This window comes from Phocaeicola sp. HCN-6420 (assembly GCF_037890145.1).
Lineage (GTDB): Bacteria > Bacteroidota > Bacteroidia > Bacteroidales > Bacteroidaceae > Phocaeicola.
Genome location: NZ_JBBKBJ010000038.1, coordinates 1 through 17,714, shown reverse-complemented (window position 1 = coordinate 17,714; position 17,714 = coordinate 1). Strand labels below are relative to the sequence as shown.

Below are 17,714 nucleotides of genomic sequence, written 5' to 3'. Positions count from 1 at the left end.
TAAGTGTAATTTCTTGAATATCAAAATGTGCGGTACAAAAACTTGTGAAAAATGCCGTTTTTTGATGAGAAAAGGTACAAAAATGGCTCTGAAACCGAGCGGGACATTATGATTATTTTGCGAAGTATTCAGTCTTCAACCAATAGGCATAAATCGGGTCCTGGAATGAGATCTCACCAGCCTTATTATCTAATATATCATTATTGATAAGGGCTGCCTTTGAGCGAGATATTGAGGTCGTTGAAGAGATTTGATAGTGATGCATAACTTCGGTCGAACTAATGGCCTTTTCTCTAGCTATAAGAGCCTTGAGATAGTTCTGTTGCTGTGTGACCAGTGTTTCGGTAATTGTTACAAACAACAGACTTATATGACAGTGGTCGCTATTTCTTAAGATTGTATAAGCAGTAATAATTTGAACAGAAAAAGAAGTTTTATTTCTTTTATTGTTCAAAATATTACTATATTTGCAGTATGGATAGGCAATTAAATGAAATAGGGACCATTCCAGTAACGACTTCAATCATTGAATCGTTATATCCAGAACTTAAGTCTGCTGACAAGAAAGTAACCTGGCTCGAAAAGCAAGGGATTATCATCAGATTGAAGCGGGGACTTTATGTGATCAACCCCGAATATTCAGGAAAGACTCTATCGAGTGAGTTGATTGCCAATCATCTCTATGCACCTTCGTATATTTCAATGTCTACTGCACTACGATATTATGGACTTATCCCCGAGGCTGTATATGTTCATCAATCAATGACTGTAAAACATCCCCGAAGCTTTCAAACTCCAGTCGGCAATTATGACTACAAATATATTTCAAGAAAGGCATTTCCGATAGGAATAAGGAGTATGAATAAAGGTGACTATGCATTTCTTATTGCATCACCGGAAAAGGCTTTGTGTGATTTGATTGCCAATTCCTCAAAAGTCATTCTTCGCTATATGAAGGATGTAGAGATATATCTTGAGCAGGATATTCGTATGGATATGGATGAGTTCCATAAGATGGACGCAACTATATTTGAAGATTATATCAATGTGGGCAAAAAGGCTGATTCAATTTCGACACTTTTAAAATTCTTAAGACGATGAAAAATGAAATATTCGACAATATGCTTTCCCGTTATGATCTAACAACGGAGCAACATAAGAGAAACGCCATATTTGAAGTTAACCAACAAATGATACTTGCAGGCTTGTATGCCGGAGGTTTCTTTGAGTCGGCTGCGTTCTATGGCGGAACTTGCCTGAGAATCTTTCATGGTTTGCAGCGTTTCAGTGAGGATATGGATTTTTCACTGCTTACGCAAGATGACAAGTTCGATTTTACGAAATACTTCCCTGCTATCATTGATGCCTTTGCAATGGTAGGTCGTGAGGTTGAAATAAAGAAAAAAGATAAGAAGAATTTCGGAAAGGTCGAATCAGCATTCCTTAAGGATAATACCGATGTGTATGATGTGACTTTTCAGACAGAGAAGTCTATAAAGATAAAGATAGAAGTAGATACTTGCCCACCGTTGAACTTCAAGACGGAACAGAAGCTATTGCTTCAGCCATATTCATTTATGACCCGTTGTTTTACACTTCCCGACTTGTTTGCAGGCAAGATGCACGCCTTAGTATATCGTGCGTGGAAGAACAGAGTAAAAGGTCGTGATTGGTACGACTTTGAATGGTATGTACGCCATAATATCCTACTTGATTTTGCTCATTTGGCAGAACGGTGCAAGCAGTTCAACAATGAGAATATCACTCCAGAGTTATTCAAGGAGAAACTCATTGAGCGTCTCTCTTCAGCTGATATAAAACAAGTGAAAGAAGATGTATTGCCTTTCGTGCGCAATCCAAAAGAACTTGATATTTGGTCAAATGATTATTTCGTGCAGTTGGCCGGGATGGTAAGAATAGAATAATACAACATTAAGCTTTCTCCAAGAAATAAATCCTAAGGTATTTATAGCATCAGCATGCCTACATCTTTTCTTATTGGCGAAAGCAATCCAAGTACGGTTATACTTATTCATAGTCTTATTATTTTGCAAAGAACTCAGTCTTCAACCAATAGGCATAAATCGGGTCTTGGAACGAGATTTCACCGGCCTTATTATCCAATATATCATTCTTGATAAGGGCAGCCTTTGAGCGGGATATTGAGGTCGTTGAAGAAATTTGATAGCGATGCATCACTTCAGTCGAACTAATGGCCTTTTCTCCAGCTATAAGAGCCTTGAGGTAGTTTAGTTGCTGTGTGGTCAGTGTTTCGGTAATTGTTACAAACAACAGACTTAACTGCTCCACCAACGCTGTGTGCGCCTCACGTACGATCTCAACGGTACATACATCCTTTGTTCTGAGCCATGAAAGTTGTGCTAGCTGCTGTGCGTAGTATGGATGATTATCTACAAGCTTTGCAATCAAATGGCTTGCTTCATCGTCAATGTTCTTACCGGTATCAGCGAAACGACTTTTGAAAAATTCCACAAGGCAAGGCGTGTCAATCTTATTGAGAAACATCAGGTTGCCAAACTTGTAGAACGGTTTGGATGAGTCGCTAAACACTTCTATCATCATGTGGCGTTTGCTACCATAGAGACAATAAGCCACACTCTGGTGCAGTTGCCAATGTGAACGCAACTTTTTCTGGAAATAGTCTGGGTCTGTAAATTCCGCGATATTTTGGAACTCATCTACGCAAATCACGATTTTCAGCCCCTTCTTCCTGGCAATTTTTTCAGCAAGATCGAGCACTTCATCAGGATTGCGCTTTACCTCCTCCCAATCAAAGTCGATTGAAACCTCATTAGTGGGGTCTGTACCGATTGAAATCTTGGGAACAAGATGCGAAAAGAAACTCTTCGCACTCTCGATTGCCTCCTCCCATTTTGTGGAAGTGGCGGCAATGACCTTTTGGGCGAGCAGCGAATAGAAATGCTCCTCGCTACGCACATTGAACAGGTCGATATGACAGATTCGGAGGTTGCTGTCCTGCGCCATCGCTAATTTTGCGGCTTTGTTTACAAGCGAACTCTTTCCCCAGCGGCGAGGAGATATAATAATTGTGTTGATTAACGACGTGAAGTTCTGGACCAAATCGGCTGTTTCTCTCTCACGATCGGTAAAATTCTTCTCGGTAGCAATCTTGCCAAATATAAACGGAGTTTCCATAACGCTCTATTTTGATTTTCAATACAAATATAATACATAAAATGTAATCACAAAAATTGTTGCAACAAAAAGTGTATATACATTTATTGTAGTATTTTACTGATTCGTGTCTTCTTTGTATAAATATCAGGGTAAAAGTTGTACAATCATAATGAGTTTCGCTTCCTAGTAAGAAATAATATATTGTTTGTTATAGGTGAAATACGAACTCTACGAATAATATAATAGCATTTAATGTCTTAACGTCTAATGATGTGGTCAAGCAGATTACGGTAAGAGTAAATTCGAAACTTTATTCCTGTAACACATCATAAAATAAAGTAAAACTGCTATATTTGTATATTATATGATAGGTTGAACTATGACAAAAAGTACGATGGGTACCAAGTTGCCAAGAAAACTGGAGCAGAAGATGTAGATTGTGGGTAGGTTCACAACAAGAGTAAATTAGTGAAATTATCAACTTAAGAATAGAAATATGAAATATAAAAAAAGCCTTTTAGATAGTTTTTTAGAGCAACGGATAAACGATAATGCAAAAGAGTTAAAGCATACACTCAATGAAACATTGGAAATGGAACAAAATTGTCTCGAACAAATACGTCAAAGTATAAGTCATTGCAAGGATAATATTGCTGCTTGTGAAAAACAAATAAAAAAATGCAGTCCGGCTTCTTTGGCTATCCTCGAAACAAAGAAATCTGCATTTAAAGACAATCTACTCATATGGAATACAATGGGGCATATTCAAATGGCCAGTATTGAAATGAAAGAATATTTGAAGCGATTGTCTGTTGACGGTATTGATGAATGGGAACAGCGAGATGTTATTAAATCAGTATATACGGCGATATATGAAACTTCAAAAAAGTTGGTTGATGCTACTGCCGAGATTTTCAAATTTATCAAACGTTGTTTTCCGAATTATGACTATAGAATATTTACTAATGTACGAAAAGAACTTACTAAATTTAGAGAGTCGAATGCTTCTGAATTAACTCGCGTTAGAAATATGATAGATGCTCATAGAGATGTGGAAGTAAGTGTTCAAATGGAAGTTATAGAAGGATTGCATTTAGCTAATGCAGTGCAATTAATTGTTGAGTACGAAGATATTATTAATAAATTGGGTGATGTGACAAGCCCGATTAAAGAATTGGGGTTAAAAAGATTACAAGCATGCTTCTAATTTCGAATATACATACATGCTGAATGCAAAAAATATGTTGTAACGCATTATAAAATAAAACAAGATTATTATATATTATATGATATATTGAGCTATGACAAAAAGTACGATGGGTAACAAGCTGACAAGAAAATTGGAGCAGAAAATGCAAATTGTGGGTGAACAGATCAGGCTGGCCAGATTGCGCAGAAATCTTAGTATTGCTCAGGTTGCCGAACGTGCCACCTGTTCACCTCTTACGGTTTCGCGCATAGAGAAAGGTGTGCCGACAGTGACAATAGGCATTTATCTTAGGGTACTTTATGCACTTCAAATGGATGATGACATTCTTCTGCTTGCAAAAGAAGATGTAATGGGAAAAGCATTGCAGGATTTGAGTCTCAAGAAACGAAAAAGAGCATCCAAAAAAGAATAAGTTGATGTCAAGACTATGATGAACCGAACAAAAAATGTCCTTTTGTACAAAAAATAAGTGTATCTTTGTAGATATGTTATCAATAAATTGAATTAATATGTCGAATAATCAACAAATAGTGATGAATAGAATTAAAGTCCTTTTAGTGGAAAAGCAAAAAACTAATAAATGGTTGGCTGAACAAATGGGTAAATCAGAGAATACTATATCAAGATGGTGTTCGAATAAATCACAACCGTCTATTAGCCAATTGCAAGAAATTGCAAACTTACTTGATGTTGATATTCGAGTCTTATTAAAACCACAGATATCTAAATAATATTACGAATTGGTTTCACAAAATCTTACAGAATGTCAGAGCGCATAAATAATATAATAGACGATATAAAAGAACAATATCTTGAAGACGATAACAATATCCCTTGGATTATTGGCTTCAGTGGAGGTAAAGATAGTACTGTTGTATTAACACTTGTATGGAAGGCATTACTTTCTATACGGGAGAATCTGGGGAACTCAGCTCTTTCTAGGCAAGTATACGTTGTAAATAATGATACTCTTGTTGAGAATCCGATTATAACTGATTACATTGTAGAGGTCTTAGACTGTATCAAAAGCGCAGCTATTGAGCAAAAACTTCCTATTAGTGTAGAAATAACAGTTCCTAAATTAGAAGATAGTTTTTGGATCAGTTTCTTGGGAAAAGGGTATCCTGTACCCAATAATGCATTTAGATGGTGCACTGATAGATTAAAAATAAAACCTACTACTCAATTTATATTAGATAAGGTTGATGCTATGGGTGAAGCCATTATTCTTATAGGCACTCGCCTTAGTGAAAGTGCAACGCGAGCTAAATCTATTCGTAGGCATGAGATAAAAGGTAAACGATTGACTAAGCATCCATTAAATCCCAATACATATACTTATCCTCCCATCAAAGAATTATATCTTGAAGAGGTATGGTATATTATTAGAGAAATACCTTCGCCTTGGGGGTATAATAATGATAAATTAGTTCAGATTTATGCAAATGCTTCTGCGGATGATTATGAATGTCCTACCGTTATAACTGATAAAACTCAACCTTCTTGCGGGCAAAGTAGATTTGGTTGTTGGGTATGTACAGTTGTCAAAGAAGATAAGTCGATGAAGGCTCTTATAAATAATGGAAATGAATGGATGGCACCATTGCTTCAATATCGAGATGAAATGGTTGAAGGTCGTAATATTTCTGAAAACCGATATCCTACTCGTAGGAATGGACAATTAGCAGTAGATGCGGATGGACATAATATGGGAAATTATACATTTGAATACAGGTGTAATATGCTTCGCAAGTTATTAGTGCTGCAACGTGATATGCAGAAGATTAAACCTCATATGGAATTAATTTCCAATCAAGAATTAGTTGCGATACAAATTAATTGGTATAGAGATGGTTTTTTTAGTCCCAAAGTAACAGATATCTATAATGAAGTATACAAACGCGATATGCCACTTGAAAATATGCAATATCAAGAACGGTTAATTCTCGAGAATGTTTGTAAAGGACATCCGGAAGACTATCATTTAATCAATGATTTGGTCTCGTTACAAAAAAGCAAAACCATTTTAATGAATAATAATGGTTTACAAGGAGATATTGAAAAGAGATTAGATAACTACCTCAATAACAAGTGAATAATGTTTATAGATTCTATAATAATACATAATTACAGAGCATATAAAGGGCATAACAAAATCTCATTTAAACCGGATAAGAAAAATATATTTCTAATAGCTGGTAACAATGGTTTTGGGAAAACAACATTTCTCACATCATTAGTATGGTGCCTTTATGGAAAGTTGATGGTAGACGTTGATGAAAAATTTCGACGTGATATTAATGATGTGCAAGGTTATAAAAACTATGCTCGGCAAAGTTTGCATAAAAATTTAGCAAATATTGTTGACTCATATAAAATAAGTGCAGAGGAGCGTAAACAAATTATTAAGAATGGATATTCTTCTGAAAATAAATATATTAAAGAAGCAGCTCAATATTATATTGAAGTAAGTATTTCAAATGTTTTTATACCTTCAATACCTTGTCGTACAATAACAATTAGAAGAACTTATGACTATTTTCTAGATGTTGAGTCCATTGAAGTATTGATTGATGGGCAGGTAAATGAACTAGCAAAAGAAGTTGGCTATGATATCTTCATCAACGACTTTGTTTTATCAAAAGATATCGCTAAATTTTTCTTCTTTGATGCTGAAAAGATTGTTAATCTTGCAGAAGTAAAATCAATTGAGGAAAAACGAAGATTAAGTACCGCATATAGTGAGGTTTTAGGGATTAAGAAGTATGAAGATATTAAACGTAATCTTGAAAATCTGCGACTGAAATTCAGAAAGAATGCAGGTTCAACAATCAGCAAAAGCAAATTAGATAAATTAACATCCACTGTTGATGGCATCGAAGATCAAATTCGAACAAAGGAAGCTGAAAGAGAAAATATTGATAGAGAGATTCAGCAATATAGAATAGAAGCGACTCAACTTCAAGAACGCTTAATCCGAGAAGGTAATGCCATAACCATTGAGGAACTTAACAAACAGAAAGAGTTGTATACCGTATTGAAAAATAAGGATTCAAAGTTAAAGGAACAATTACGAGATTTACTTGATATTGCTCCATTTGCAATTTCTGGAAATTTATTTGTTCAACTGATAAATCAAGCAACAGCTGAAAAGAATCTGAAGAGCGCAACGGCCAATTACACTGCAATTAATGCGGCACTTCAATCCACCCAGTCACAGCTGATTGAAATGGTTCCTAACCTGAAGTTGTCAGCAAAGCAACAGAGTGCCCTTGAAAATTTGATAATCAACATTTTCAAGAATCACATTACAGAAACCAGTAGTATTCAATTAGCGAATATGAAAGTATTATTGGATTATAGTGAGAGCGAATCTAATGAATTACAAACTTTGTTTGATAATATTAAGTATTCCTTTAATAATACATTTAAACAATTAGTTAAAGATGTCAAAAACAATGCCTTATTTCTTGCCAAAACTCAGAGAAAAATCGTTGCAGCTGAATATGATGATGGCAATATAGAAATTAAAGCATTAAGACAACGAAAAGCTGAGATTGACGAAAGCCTTTTGCGTTTTGAACTACAATCAAGGCAATTGTCAGAACAGATTGGAACTTTAAACAAAGAACTTTCTGTTAGAAAAAAACAATTATCAGAGATACAAAAACATATTCGTGTTGATAAATCAGATGAAGCTAAGGATGCAATTGCAGAACGTTTGATAGCTGAATTAACAACATTCTTATTTGAGTTACGTGCTAAACGTAAATTCTCGCTTGAGAAAAAGATTGAGTCTGGTATTGATATGTTAATGCATAAAACAGATTTCATTCACAGTGTACGAATTGATTTAAAAAATGATATTATTGAAATAGAATTATTAGATAAATCAGGTGAAACTATTAGTAAAGAGAAGCTCTCTAAAGGAGAACAACAGCTTTATGCAACAGCTATTTTGAATGCTCTTGTTGAAGAATCAGGCATAGAGTTTCCTGTATTTATAGATAGCCCATTGCAAAAGTTCGATAGTATACATTCACATAATATTATAACAAAATTTTATCCGAATGTATCTAAACAAGTTGTAATTTTCCCTTTGCTTGGAAAAGAACTATCCGAAGATGAATATAATGCTTTACTTCCTAATGTGAACAGTGTGTACATTATCGAGAATGATGATCACTGTTCTTCATTTAAGATGGTCGCTCCTGAGAAATTATTTAAAATATTTGAATAAATATGTTTACATCAATAAAAACATCCAAAGCTAATAAGGATATAGTTACTGAATTGAGTCGAAAATTTAATTTAGGAGCTGAGAATATTATTGCTCGTATCGCATTCACATATTCTCTGTCTAAAGACCGTTTGTTGTCATTGTCAGACATTGCAGATTCTCAAGGAAAAGAATATAGTAAGCATGTTTTATTTGGCAATAATCTGCCATATTACATAGGACTTATTTGTGTTAAATATGGTTTATATAAAACAGATAAAGATATCCCTAAATATGTAAAACTACATATTGATGACGGTTTACAGCTTATGAATCAAGAATTACATGAGAATCCTAATTTAAATGGGTACGATTACTTAATTGATAAAATAAACCATGGTTTGGAGGATATTATATGCTGAGTGACGTACATTTCAAACATAGCTATACTTCTGGATACGACGAGCCAAAAGATTTTTTTACAGAGGCTTTAATTGAAAGTTGTAATTTTGATTTAGGCTTAGGATTTTTTTCATCAAGTGGAATCAGAAGTCTGTCATACGGCTTTGCTCTATTTATTGCTAATGGAGGCAAGATGCGGGTAGTTATGAATCATATTTTGAGTAAAGAGGATAAAGAAGTAATAGAAAATGGACAAAAGCATTTAATAGAAGATTTTGAGGACAATATATTATGTGATATAAAAAAATTAATAGAAACATTATCAAAAGAAGATGAGCAATTTTTCCGTTGTTTGTCTTATCTGATTTCTGTTGATAGAATTAAATTTGTTGCTACGGTTTCTACAAAAGGTGGATTGGGACATGATAAATATGGAATATTCAAAGATGAAAAGGGTAATAAGGTAGCTTTTATTGGTTCTGCAAACTTTTCACAATCGGCATTAGAGCTAAATGGTGAAACTATTACAGTATTTACATCTCCAAATGATGATAACAGGATTGCTGAATATCAAACATTATTTGATCAATCTTGGGAAAAAGATACGCCTCATCTTATTCATATACCAATAGAGAATGTAAAAACATTTATTCGTGAAAAATTCCCAGAAGCCTCTCTAACAAATTTGATAGAAGAAGGGATTAATCTTAGAGAGTCTATTGGGATGGATAATGATGTTCCCCAAAAATATTATAAACCCATATCAAAAAGGATTCTTGATAAAATAGAATTGAAAGAGCAGGAACCTCAATTTCCATTTCCGGAAGAAAGGAAGATACAAATAGATGCATATAATGCATGGATAGGAAATGGTAAAAAAGGTATGTTTGCTATGGCAACAGGTTCTGGCAAAACTGTTACAGCTCTTAATTGCATACGAAAGCAGTATAAGGAGAATGGATACTATAAAGCTATTATTGTGGTACCTACACAAGCATTAGCAATGCAATGGGAGCATGAAACTAAATCTTTTAATTTTCAGAATATCGTTTCAACACATTCTGATAAGGATTGGAAAGACGTATTAAGCAGATATATTACAAGAAGCTTATTGGATTCAACAAAGAGTATTATACTTATTACAACGTATGCTACCTTTAACAGAAATGATATACAATTATTTCTTAAGAAAGTTAGAGGTATAGAGACTTTTATTTATGTTGCAGACGAGGCTCATAATATAGGTTCGCAAAACTCTCTAAAGCATTTGCCTGAAATGATTAATTGGCGAATAGGACTATCTGCGACTCCTGAAAGAATTTATGATGATTTAGGCACAGAAAAATTATATGAATTTTTTGATTCAAAACCTCCTAAGTATACGTATAGATATACAATGAAGCAGGCGATTGAAGAAGGAATTTTATGCAATTATGATTATTATCCTATTTTCATAGAGTTAACTAGCTCAGAGATGGAAGAGTATGAAAAAATTTCCGATCAGTTAAGAAAGTATATTGATGCTGATACAGGAAAATATAAACCTAATGCAGAAAAATTATTACTAAAGCGAAAAAGAATTATTCATAAAGCTGAGAATAAAAAAATTGCTATATCAGATTTATTAGAAGAATTAAAGCAAAAACAGAAGTTAGATTACACTTTTGTTTTTGTACCCGAAGGGTATGAACCGGATTATTCAATAAATGATTCTTATAATATTGATCAGGATGATATACATATTATAGATGAATATGCTCAAATGTTTAAAGAGCACGGTTATAGTTATCATAAATATATAAGTGGGTTAGATGACGCTCCGAGTATATTGCAAAATTTTGCTGATGGAGATATTCAAATTCTCCTTTCAATGAAATGCCTTGATGAAGGAGTAGACATTCCTCGTGCAGAACATGCAATATTTTGTTCAAGTACAGGAAATCCTCGTCAATTTGTTCAACGTCGTGGACGTGTATTGAGAAAATGCAAAGGAAAAGAGAAAGCAAGAATTTGGGATTTAATTGTTACACCTCCTAATATATTGGATGAGTCCAATAAAATTGAAAGAAATTTGTTTTTTAATGAGGTTAAGAGAATCGTAAACTTTGCAGCCCTTGCAGATAATCAAATAGATATTTTATATGGAAATTTATTGGCTTATTGTGAGGCCTTAAAAATTAATCTATTTGATTTACTTGATAAAGAGAATAATAACTATAAATAAAAGATATTATGGCTATACAGGACGAAATGTATAAAGCGATTGAGAAAGAAATTAATCAAACGGTTGAGTCTGGAACAGAAAAGATAACCGTAAATTTTGAGAAAGCTAAAGAGGTCGCAAAAATGCTGACAGACTTGTCTACAAATGTAGGTGATGCTGATGCATTAACGAACCAGTATATTGCAAATATCAAGAATATCTGTAATTCATAAAGACTAAGATTATGATTATAAAAAATATTACTATTGAAAATTTTCAATCTTATTATAAGAGTCAAACAATGGATTTTTCCAGAGGACTTAATCTTGTAATAGGTAATGGTGGAAAGGGTAAGTCGAAACTTTTCAATGCATTTTATTGGGTTTTATTTGGGAAAATATATATTACAGGGATTGGATGGTGCACAACTGACAACTTGCCTCAGTCTGCTAAATTTGCGATGCAACGTTATGAATTTATCAATAAAAGGGCTCTTTACAAAGCAAATATTAATGAAGAAATTACAGCTTCTGTTCAAATCGAATTGGAAGATGATAAGGGGACAAACTACATAATAGAGCGTTCTGTTTGTGCTTTGAGGCTTGATGAAGATAACTGGGATTCAGATAAAGCTTGGCAAATAAGACCAAATGTCTTGAAAGTTTCGTTTGATTCTGTAACAGGGACAAGAGTGCTTAATGATTTATTAGCAGAAGACAAGATTGCAGAATTATTTCCAGATGGCATAAGAAATTATATTTGGTTTCAGGGAGAATCTTTAGAGAGCTTAATTAACTTTAGAAATAAAGAAACCTTGAAAGCCGCTGTGAAACATATTTCATATTTCCCGTATTATGAGAAACTTTCTGAAATAATTAGTAAATCAAAAATAAAGATCGCAGGGATAGAGAGTAGGAAATTAAAAGAGCTAAATAAACATAACGCCAATGTTAAAGGATTATTGTCTAATATTGAAACTCTCAATTACAAGATTGGGAAGGAAGAAGAAAATAAGAGACAACTTGAATCTAACATTGATACAGTCAAAATTGCATTAGCTGATGGTGAAACTAAGATTTCTGGTCTTGCAAGTTATTCAATGTTGGTTAAAAAGTACAAAGATTGTGAGAATGAAATTAGTAGATTATTGACAGAAACAACGCGTATTGATAATTTTCAACGGGAAAAACTTCCTGCATTGTGGATACTTCGTGGTATTGAACCCATGATTGTAAAATGTAAGGAAATTATAGAAAAGCATAAAGAGGAAGAGTATACGGTTCCGGAAAAAAGATATTTAGATAATCCTAGTCGCTCAAAATTAGAAGAAATACTTAGAGAGAAAAAATGTTTTGTATGTGGTACTGAATTTACAGAGAATGATGCTCAGTACCATTATATCCTTGAGCGATTAAGATTACAGGAAGATTATTTAAAAGATATGGAAGAATACACAAACAATATGCAACTATCGAAGCAATTCAATATGTTTGTCGGAAAAATACAGGATTATCCAGATTCCCTACTTATTTCTTTATCTAAAATTGATAAACAATGGAAAGATAGCGAAAATGATTTGGAAAAGTATATGGCACAAAGGAGAAGAAAACAAGATGAAAAGGAAAAACTTGATGATCAAATTGAAGAGATTAAGAAAAAACATGGAGTTGATCCAGTAACTCAAGCTGAAACAGCCGGAATAATAAATTCTCGCATTCGTGCCAGTCGGAGTAATTTAGACATGTTACAACGCAAATTGGATGTTTCTAAACAGACTCTTAATAACTATAAGAGTGACTTACGCTTAGCTGAAAAAGAACTTGACAAATTAGGAGATAAAGATACAACAATCGCAAAAGTTCCAGAAACAGAATGGAAAAACATTTCTACTTTTCTGGAAGATATTTGTAAGAGAGTTCAAGAAAATGCAAGAAAAGATTTGCTTCGTAAGATTGAAGAAAGAGCAAATATATTTTATGCCAAATTTACAGAACATGACAATGGCTATAAAGGTTGCGTTAAAATAGGAGACGATTATTCTATTGAATTTGACGCAGGCCTTAATACCAGTCATGAAGATAGAAAAAAAATGAGCATTATTAATGCATTACTGTCTTTGAACCAGGAAGCTATGGGTATATATTATCCATTTATAAGTGATGCACCAACGTCTAGTTTTGATCTTGAAACAACTCATAAATATTTGCTTGGTATCAAAGATATTTTTGAACAGTCAATTATTTTAACTAAAGACGTAGATTTGGCAAGCGATAAATATATTGATTTGCGAAATCAAAACAATGTGTCTAAAATTTATAATTTGGAAAGTGAAATTTATAGTGGAGATGCTAATCGTGGACAACATGAAATCTCTACAAAAATTGTTGTTCTAAAATGAATTTTATATGGAAAATATATTTGAATTAAAGTTCTCATTTGAGCAATATGTTAAGGATAATGTTATTCTTAAGTTTTCAAATAAACAAGGTGGCGCCTATAATGTATTTTCATATCATTGGCAATGTTTTGTATGGGCTGCGGTTGTTGGTTTTATACACAATGAACGTAGACCTCTACAATCTCCTATTGCTGACCGTCCTTTTAGTTTGAATACGATGTGTAATGGTGGCGGCGAAAAAGATGCTGAAGCATTATTGTGTATGTGTATTGCCAAAGCAGGTTCTCTTGATATTATGAAAGAACCAACAAAAGCTATTGATTTGATAAATGAATATGCTAATGGTGGTTTTTATTACATAATGAATATAATGCAAGATCAGCCAATTACTAATGATTTGGAATGGGTTAAGCAAGAAATATTTGGGAGATAATTATGGGTAAGAAGTATACCATATTAGAGGCCGCAAAGGAGGTGTTGTTATCTTTTGACAACCAACCGATGTCTGTAGCAGAAATTTATGCAAAGATTCTTGAACGATCTTTATATACATTTCGAGCCCAAGCCCCTGTATCTGTATTAAGAAGTGAACTTAGAAGTCATTCATTAGGTATAGATTTTCCAACTGCATCATCGAAGAAGTATTTCATATACGATGAATCTAGCAGAAAATTCCGTGTCAATGAGGAAAATAAAGAGCGAGTAAAAAATACTGCAAAGGAGCTGGCTTCTCTACGAACTGTTCGAGAGTTATATCATGAGTATGTAGAAGCATTCCAGCAAAAGATCCTTCGTCAATTGAAGAGTTTCAATCCATACGAATTTGAGAAGTTCTGCATGAATCTTTTGGATGTCTATGGTTTCTCAGATTTATCAGTTACTCAAAAGAGTAAGGATGGAGGTATTGATGGATTTGGCAAATTAAAAATAGGATTGGCGCATATGAGTGTAGCGTTCCAATGTAAAAGATGGAATGTTGGCTCTGTTGGGAGAAAAGAAATAGATGCGTTTAGAGGTGCCATTCAAGGGGAGTATGAACAAGGAATATTCTTCACGACATCGTCGTTTACCAAAGATGCTATGAGCTGCTCTATTAAACATGGGGCAGTGCCTATAATTCTGATTGATGGTGAAATGATTGTAAAGTTTATGATTGAGAAACAATTTGGAATCGAACATGAAAATATGCCTATCTACATAAATGCACTAGATCAAGTATTATCATAAAAAATATTAATATTATGAACACCAGTATAATAGAAGGGAATCCAACGAAAAAATTCTTTATTGAAATGATAACAAGAGATATTTCAATTGAAGATGCAATAATAGATTTGTTAGATAATTCAATCGACGGAGCTACTCAAATTAACTCTAACGATTTAAGTGGTTTTGTTATTAATATAGAGATTGATGCTAATAAGCTATATATAAAAGATAATTGTGGTGGTTTTTCTCTCGATAGAGCTCAAAGATATGCTTTTAGATTTGGCAGACCAGAAGATGCTCCAACAATAAAAAACTCTGTTGGTCGGTTTGGTATAGGAATGAAAAGGGCTCTATTTAAGATGGGAAAGAAATTTTCAGTAGAGTCTCAAAAGGATAGAGAACATTTTCTTGTAAATGTAAATGTAGATGAATGGTGTGATAAAGTTAAGCAAGTTAATACATTAGATGGGAAAACTGTTGAAATTGATGATTGGACATTTGAGTCTACAATTCTTAATAATCTAAATGTTAACGATGGTACAATAATAGAGGTTACAGATTTAAAGGAAGATGTTAAGGCTCTATTCGGAAGTGATGATTTTTTAAATAGTTTGTATGCTTGCATAACTAAGATGTTATGTTTTAGCCTTATAAAAGGAATGAAAATCACCTTAAACAATAAGGAACTGGTCGCTGATAGCCCTGAACTATTTATATCTGAAAAGACTAAACCATATTTTATTAAGGGAGAGATTGATGGGGTACATTATAAGATCGTTGCGGGGTTGGGACGTATTGGCGAACCTAAACTTTCAGGATGGTACGTTTTCTGTAATAATAGACTAGTTTTAGAAGGTGATCAAACTAGCCTCACTGGGTGGGGGGTTAATTCTATTTCAAAATGGCATATCGATTATGCCATGTTCCGAGGCTTTGTTTTTCTATATAGCCAAGAAACCAGTAAATTGCCTTTAACAACAACTAAGAAAGGATTGGATGCATCATCTAATGTATATCGAAAAATACTTCCGCATATGAGAAATGGTATGATTAGAGTAATGTCATTTTTAAAAGCTATTACAGGTTTAAAAGAAGAGGCTAATGATTATAGAAAGTTGATAGGAGATATTTCGGATAAAATGAATATTGAAAGTATTCGGACTTATGATTCTGAAATTATAGGAGAAAAGTCTTTTATTGCTCCAGAATTAGATTTGCAAAAAATAGCAGAAAAAAAGAATACTGTAAGAGTCGCATATGATGTAAATAAGAAAACGGCTGAGATCGCAAAAGATAATGCAGATGTTTCAAGTTACAAAGAATTAGGTAAAACTACTTTCAACTATTATGTAAAAATGGAGGGTATTGATTATGAGTAAGAGTGCTGTTACAATTAATTATGAAATTCGTCCTTGCAAATTTGTTGAGCGTAGAATGCTTCTTGCTTCTCTTTCACGTATTTTAGGTGCTATTAGAAAAGAACAAGAGTATCAATATATTGGTTTTGGCGGATGTTCTTTTACTGATTTTAAATTATTTCATAGAGAATTACAGATAAACCAAATGATAAGTATAGAGAATGGTAGTTACTCAGAATATAAGCTAGAGTTAAATAAACCTTTCCAGTGCATAAAAATACTAAGAGGAGATTCAAATACTGTACTACCAACAATCGACTTATCGATTCCTTCATTAATTTGGTTGGATTATGATGGAGTTTTGCAAAAATATATGTTTGAAGATCTTGAAACTATTTTTCATACAGTACCTGCTGGAAGTATTTTCATCTTTTCTTGTAACCGTGAACTAAAAAAAGGAAACTATATAGAATTAGAGGGACGCATTACAAATAAGGAAGATGGGAAGGAACCTATGTCTCCTGAAGAAATTAAAGAAGTTTTTGGTGACTTACTACCATTTGATATTGAGCCAGATGCATGTACTCCAGAAAAATCATTCTATACCATAAAAAGAATGTTGGATAAAAAAATTCAAGGAACAATCTCTGATAGGAATCTAAGCAAAAATGAAAACAACAAATTTCGTTTGCTGTATAATATTATATATCAAGAAAAAAGAGGCGCTAAAATGTTTACATATGGGGGTATCGTCTGCAATGAAAGTATAAATATCGATTCGGTATGCCTTGATAATTTTGATTTTATTATGAAAAGAGAAAATGATGCTGTATATAGGATAGATGTTCCAATTTTAACCCATAGAGAAACCTTAGCATTGAATCAGATCTTATTTGATATAGATAAAGAAAAAGAGTTTATCGAAGATAAGATAATTACAGAGAATGAATTGATGGAATATAAGAAGATATACAAATATTGTCCGTCTTTTCATGATGTAAGGATTTAATAATAATGAAAGATTTCATTTTATTGATTTTGTAGAGTAATTTTATAAAATATGAAAGTTTCTTATTTTTTATTCGTAGAAAAATTGAAAACTAACTACGCAAGAAAGTTTAGGCCTTTCTGCGTAGTTTGAAATTTATACCTCCAACTCTTTCAACGGCAACCCATAATTATATTGTCTGAAAAATCCTCTATGGATAAGTTTCAAACCGAGAGTCTGATAATACTTGTATTCATCATCCTCGGTGCAGAGGTATTTGTAACCATAGCGCGGGGCGTATTCCTTGAAGAAGCGGGCAAGGTCTTTCAGGTTCTCCTGCTGGTTTCGTTTGAAGTTGCTGCGCACAATGATGATGCTCCAGTCGGGGATGCTGCCAACGCCGCAACTGTATTCCCAGAAACGGATATATAAATCCATTTCGCCTACATGGACAGAAACACAAATGCCGTTGGCGTTGTGCATAACGGAACAGCAGTTTCTGTAACCGAATCTTTCACACAAATAGAGATTGAAATCGTAAATAAAATCGGAATAGTTCATAATAATT

Annotated in this window: 17 protein-coding genes; 15 read left to right on the top strand and 2 right to left on the bottom strand. The window is 33.4% G+C overall.

Going from position 1 to position 17,714, the window contains the following annotated elements:
* Positions 1–474 precede the first annotated feature (474 nt).
* Both WKT12_RS15150 and WKT12_RS15145 read left to right on the top strand, forming a co-directional pair.
* A complete protein-coding gene (locus tag WKT12_RS15150) occupies positions 475–1,101 on the top strand; it encodes a type IV toxin-antitoxin system AbiEi family antitoxin domain-containing protein (RefSeq protein ID WP_340320210.1) in 627 nt (208 codons plus the stop codon).
* Positions 1,098–1,925 (top strand): nucleotidyl transferase AbiEii/AbiGii toxin family protein, encoded by an 828-nt coding sequence (locus WKT12_RS15145; protein WP_340320209.1) that lies wholly within the window; start codon positions 1,098–1,100, stop codon positions 1,923–1,925. Before WKT12_RS15150 ends, WKT12_RS15145 begins: the two co-directional genes overlap by 4 nt.
* A gap of 118 nt (positions 1,926–2,043) precedes the next feature.
* Here WKT12_RS15145 and WKT12_RS15140 read toward each other — a convergent pair whose 3' ends face one another.
* Entirely contained in the window at positions 2,044–3,177 is a 1,134-nt protein-coding gene (locus WKT12_RS15140) for an AAA family ATPase (protein WP_340320208.1), read from the bottom strand.
* A gap of 478 nt (positions 3,178–3,655) precedes the next feature.
* On the opposite strand from WKT12_RS15140, the gene WKT12_RS15135 reads away from it, so the two are divergent.
* The 13 genes from WKT12_RS15135 to WKT12_RS15075 all read left to right on the top strand — a co-directional run bounded on the left by WKT12_RS15135 (position 3,656) and on the right by WKT12_RS15075 (position 17,167).
* On the top strand, positions 3,656–4,366 hold the full coding sequence (locus WKT12_RS15135) for a hypothetical protein (protein WP_340320207.1): 711 nt from the start codon (positions 3,656–3,658) through the stop codon (positions 4,364–4,366).
* Between the two features lie 94 nt (positions 4,367–4,460).
* Positions 4,461–4,781 carry a helix-turn-helix domain-containing protein gene (locus WKT12_RS15130; protein ID WP_235301934.1) on the top strand — a complete coding sequence of 107 codons (321 nt, stop codon included), beginning with the start codon at positions 4,461–4,463 and terminating at the stop codon, positions 4,779–4,781.
* A 97-nt stretch (positions 4,782–4,878) separates the two neighbouring features.
* Positions 4,879–5,100 carry a helix-turn-helix transcriptional regulator gene (locus WKT12_RS15125; protein ID WP_235301933.1) on the top strand — a complete coding sequence of 74 codons (222 nt, stop codon included), beginning with the start codon at positions 4,879–4,881 and terminating at the stop codon, positions 5,098–5,100.
* 32 nt (positions 5,101–5,132) lie between these two features.
* A complete protein-coding gene (gene dndC / locus WKT12_RS15120) occupies positions 5,133–6,464 on the top strand; it encodes a DNA phosphorothioation system sulfurtransferase DndC (RefSeq protein ID WP_289592008.1) in 1,332 nt (443 codons plus the stop codon).
* A 3-nt stretch (positions 6,465–6,467) separates the two neighbouring features.
* Positions 6,468–8,609 (top strand): AAA family ATPase, encoded by a 2,142-nt coding sequence (locus WKT12_RS15115; RefSeq protein WP_289592010.1) that lies wholly within the window; start codon positions 6,468–6,470, stop codon positions 8,607–8,609.
* A gap of 2 nt (positions 8,610–8,611) precedes the next feature.
* Complete coding sequence (locus WKT12_RS15110; protein WP_289592012.1) at positions 8,612–9,010, top strand: DndE family protein; 399 nt, start codon at positions 8,612–8,614, stop codon at positions 9,008–9,010.
* Positions 9,004–11,214 carry a DEAD/DEAH box helicase family protein gene (locus tag WKT12_RS15105; RefSeq protein WP_340320206.1) on the top strand — a complete coding sequence of 737 codons (2,211 nt, stop codon included), beginning with the start codon at positions 9,004–9,006 and terminating at the stop codon, positions 11,212–11,214. The genes WKT12_RS15110 and WKT12_RS15105 overlap by 7 nt, the downstream gene beginning before the upstream one ends.
* Before the next feature lie 8 nt (positions 11,215–11,222).
* Entirely contained in the window at positions 11,223–11,426 is a 204-nt protein-coding gene (locus WKT12_RS15100) for a hypothetical protein (protein WP_289592015.1), read from the top strand.
* A gap of 11 nt (positions 11,427–11,437) precedes the next feature.
* Positions 11,438–13,591 carry a DNA sulfur modification protein DndD gene (locus WKT12_RS15095; protein WP_289592016.1) on the top strand — a complete coding sequence of 718 codons (2,154 nt, stop codon included), beginning with the start codon at positions 11,438–11,440 and terminating at the stop codon, positions 13,589–13,591.
* Between the two features lie 7 nt (positions 13,592–13,598).
* The gene (locus WKT12_RS15090; RefSeq protein WP_289592018.1) at positions 13,599–14,024 is read left to right on the top strand and encodes a hypothetical protein; all 426 of its coding nucleotides are present in this window, start codon (positions 13,599–13,601) and stop codon (positions 14,022–14,024) included.
* A gap of 2 nt (positions 14,025–14,026) precedes the next feature.
* Positions 14,027–14,818: a restriction endonuclease gene (locus WKT12_RS15085; RefSeq protein ID WP_340320205.1), complete on the top strand. Its 792-nt coding sequence runs from the start codon at positions 14,027–14,029 to the stop codon at positions 14,816–14,818.
* A gap of 14 nt (positions 14,819–14,832) precedes the next feature.
* Entirely contained in the window at positions 14,833–16,179 is a 1,347-nt protein-coding gene (locus WKT12_RS15080; RefSeq protein ID WP_340320204.1) for an ATP-binding protein, read from the top strand.
* Entirely contained in the window at positions 16,172–17,167 is a 996-nt protein-coding gene (locus WKT12_RS15075; RefSeq protein WP_340320203.1) for an O-methyltransferase, read from the top strand. Before WKT12_RS15080 ends, WKT12_RS15075 begins: the two co-directional genes overlap by 8 nt.
* A gap of 135 nt (positions 17,168–17,302) precedes the next feature.
* On the opposite strand, the gene WKT12_RS15070 is transcribed toward WKT12_RS15075, so the two are convergent.
* Positions 17,303–17,707 (bottom strand): hypothetical protein, encoded by a 405-nt coding sequence (locus tag WKT12_RS15070; protein ID WP_340320214.1) that lies wholly within the window; start codon positions 17,705–17,707, stop codon positions 17,303–17,305.
* Between the last annotated feature and the right edge of the window lie 7 nt (positions 17,708–17,714).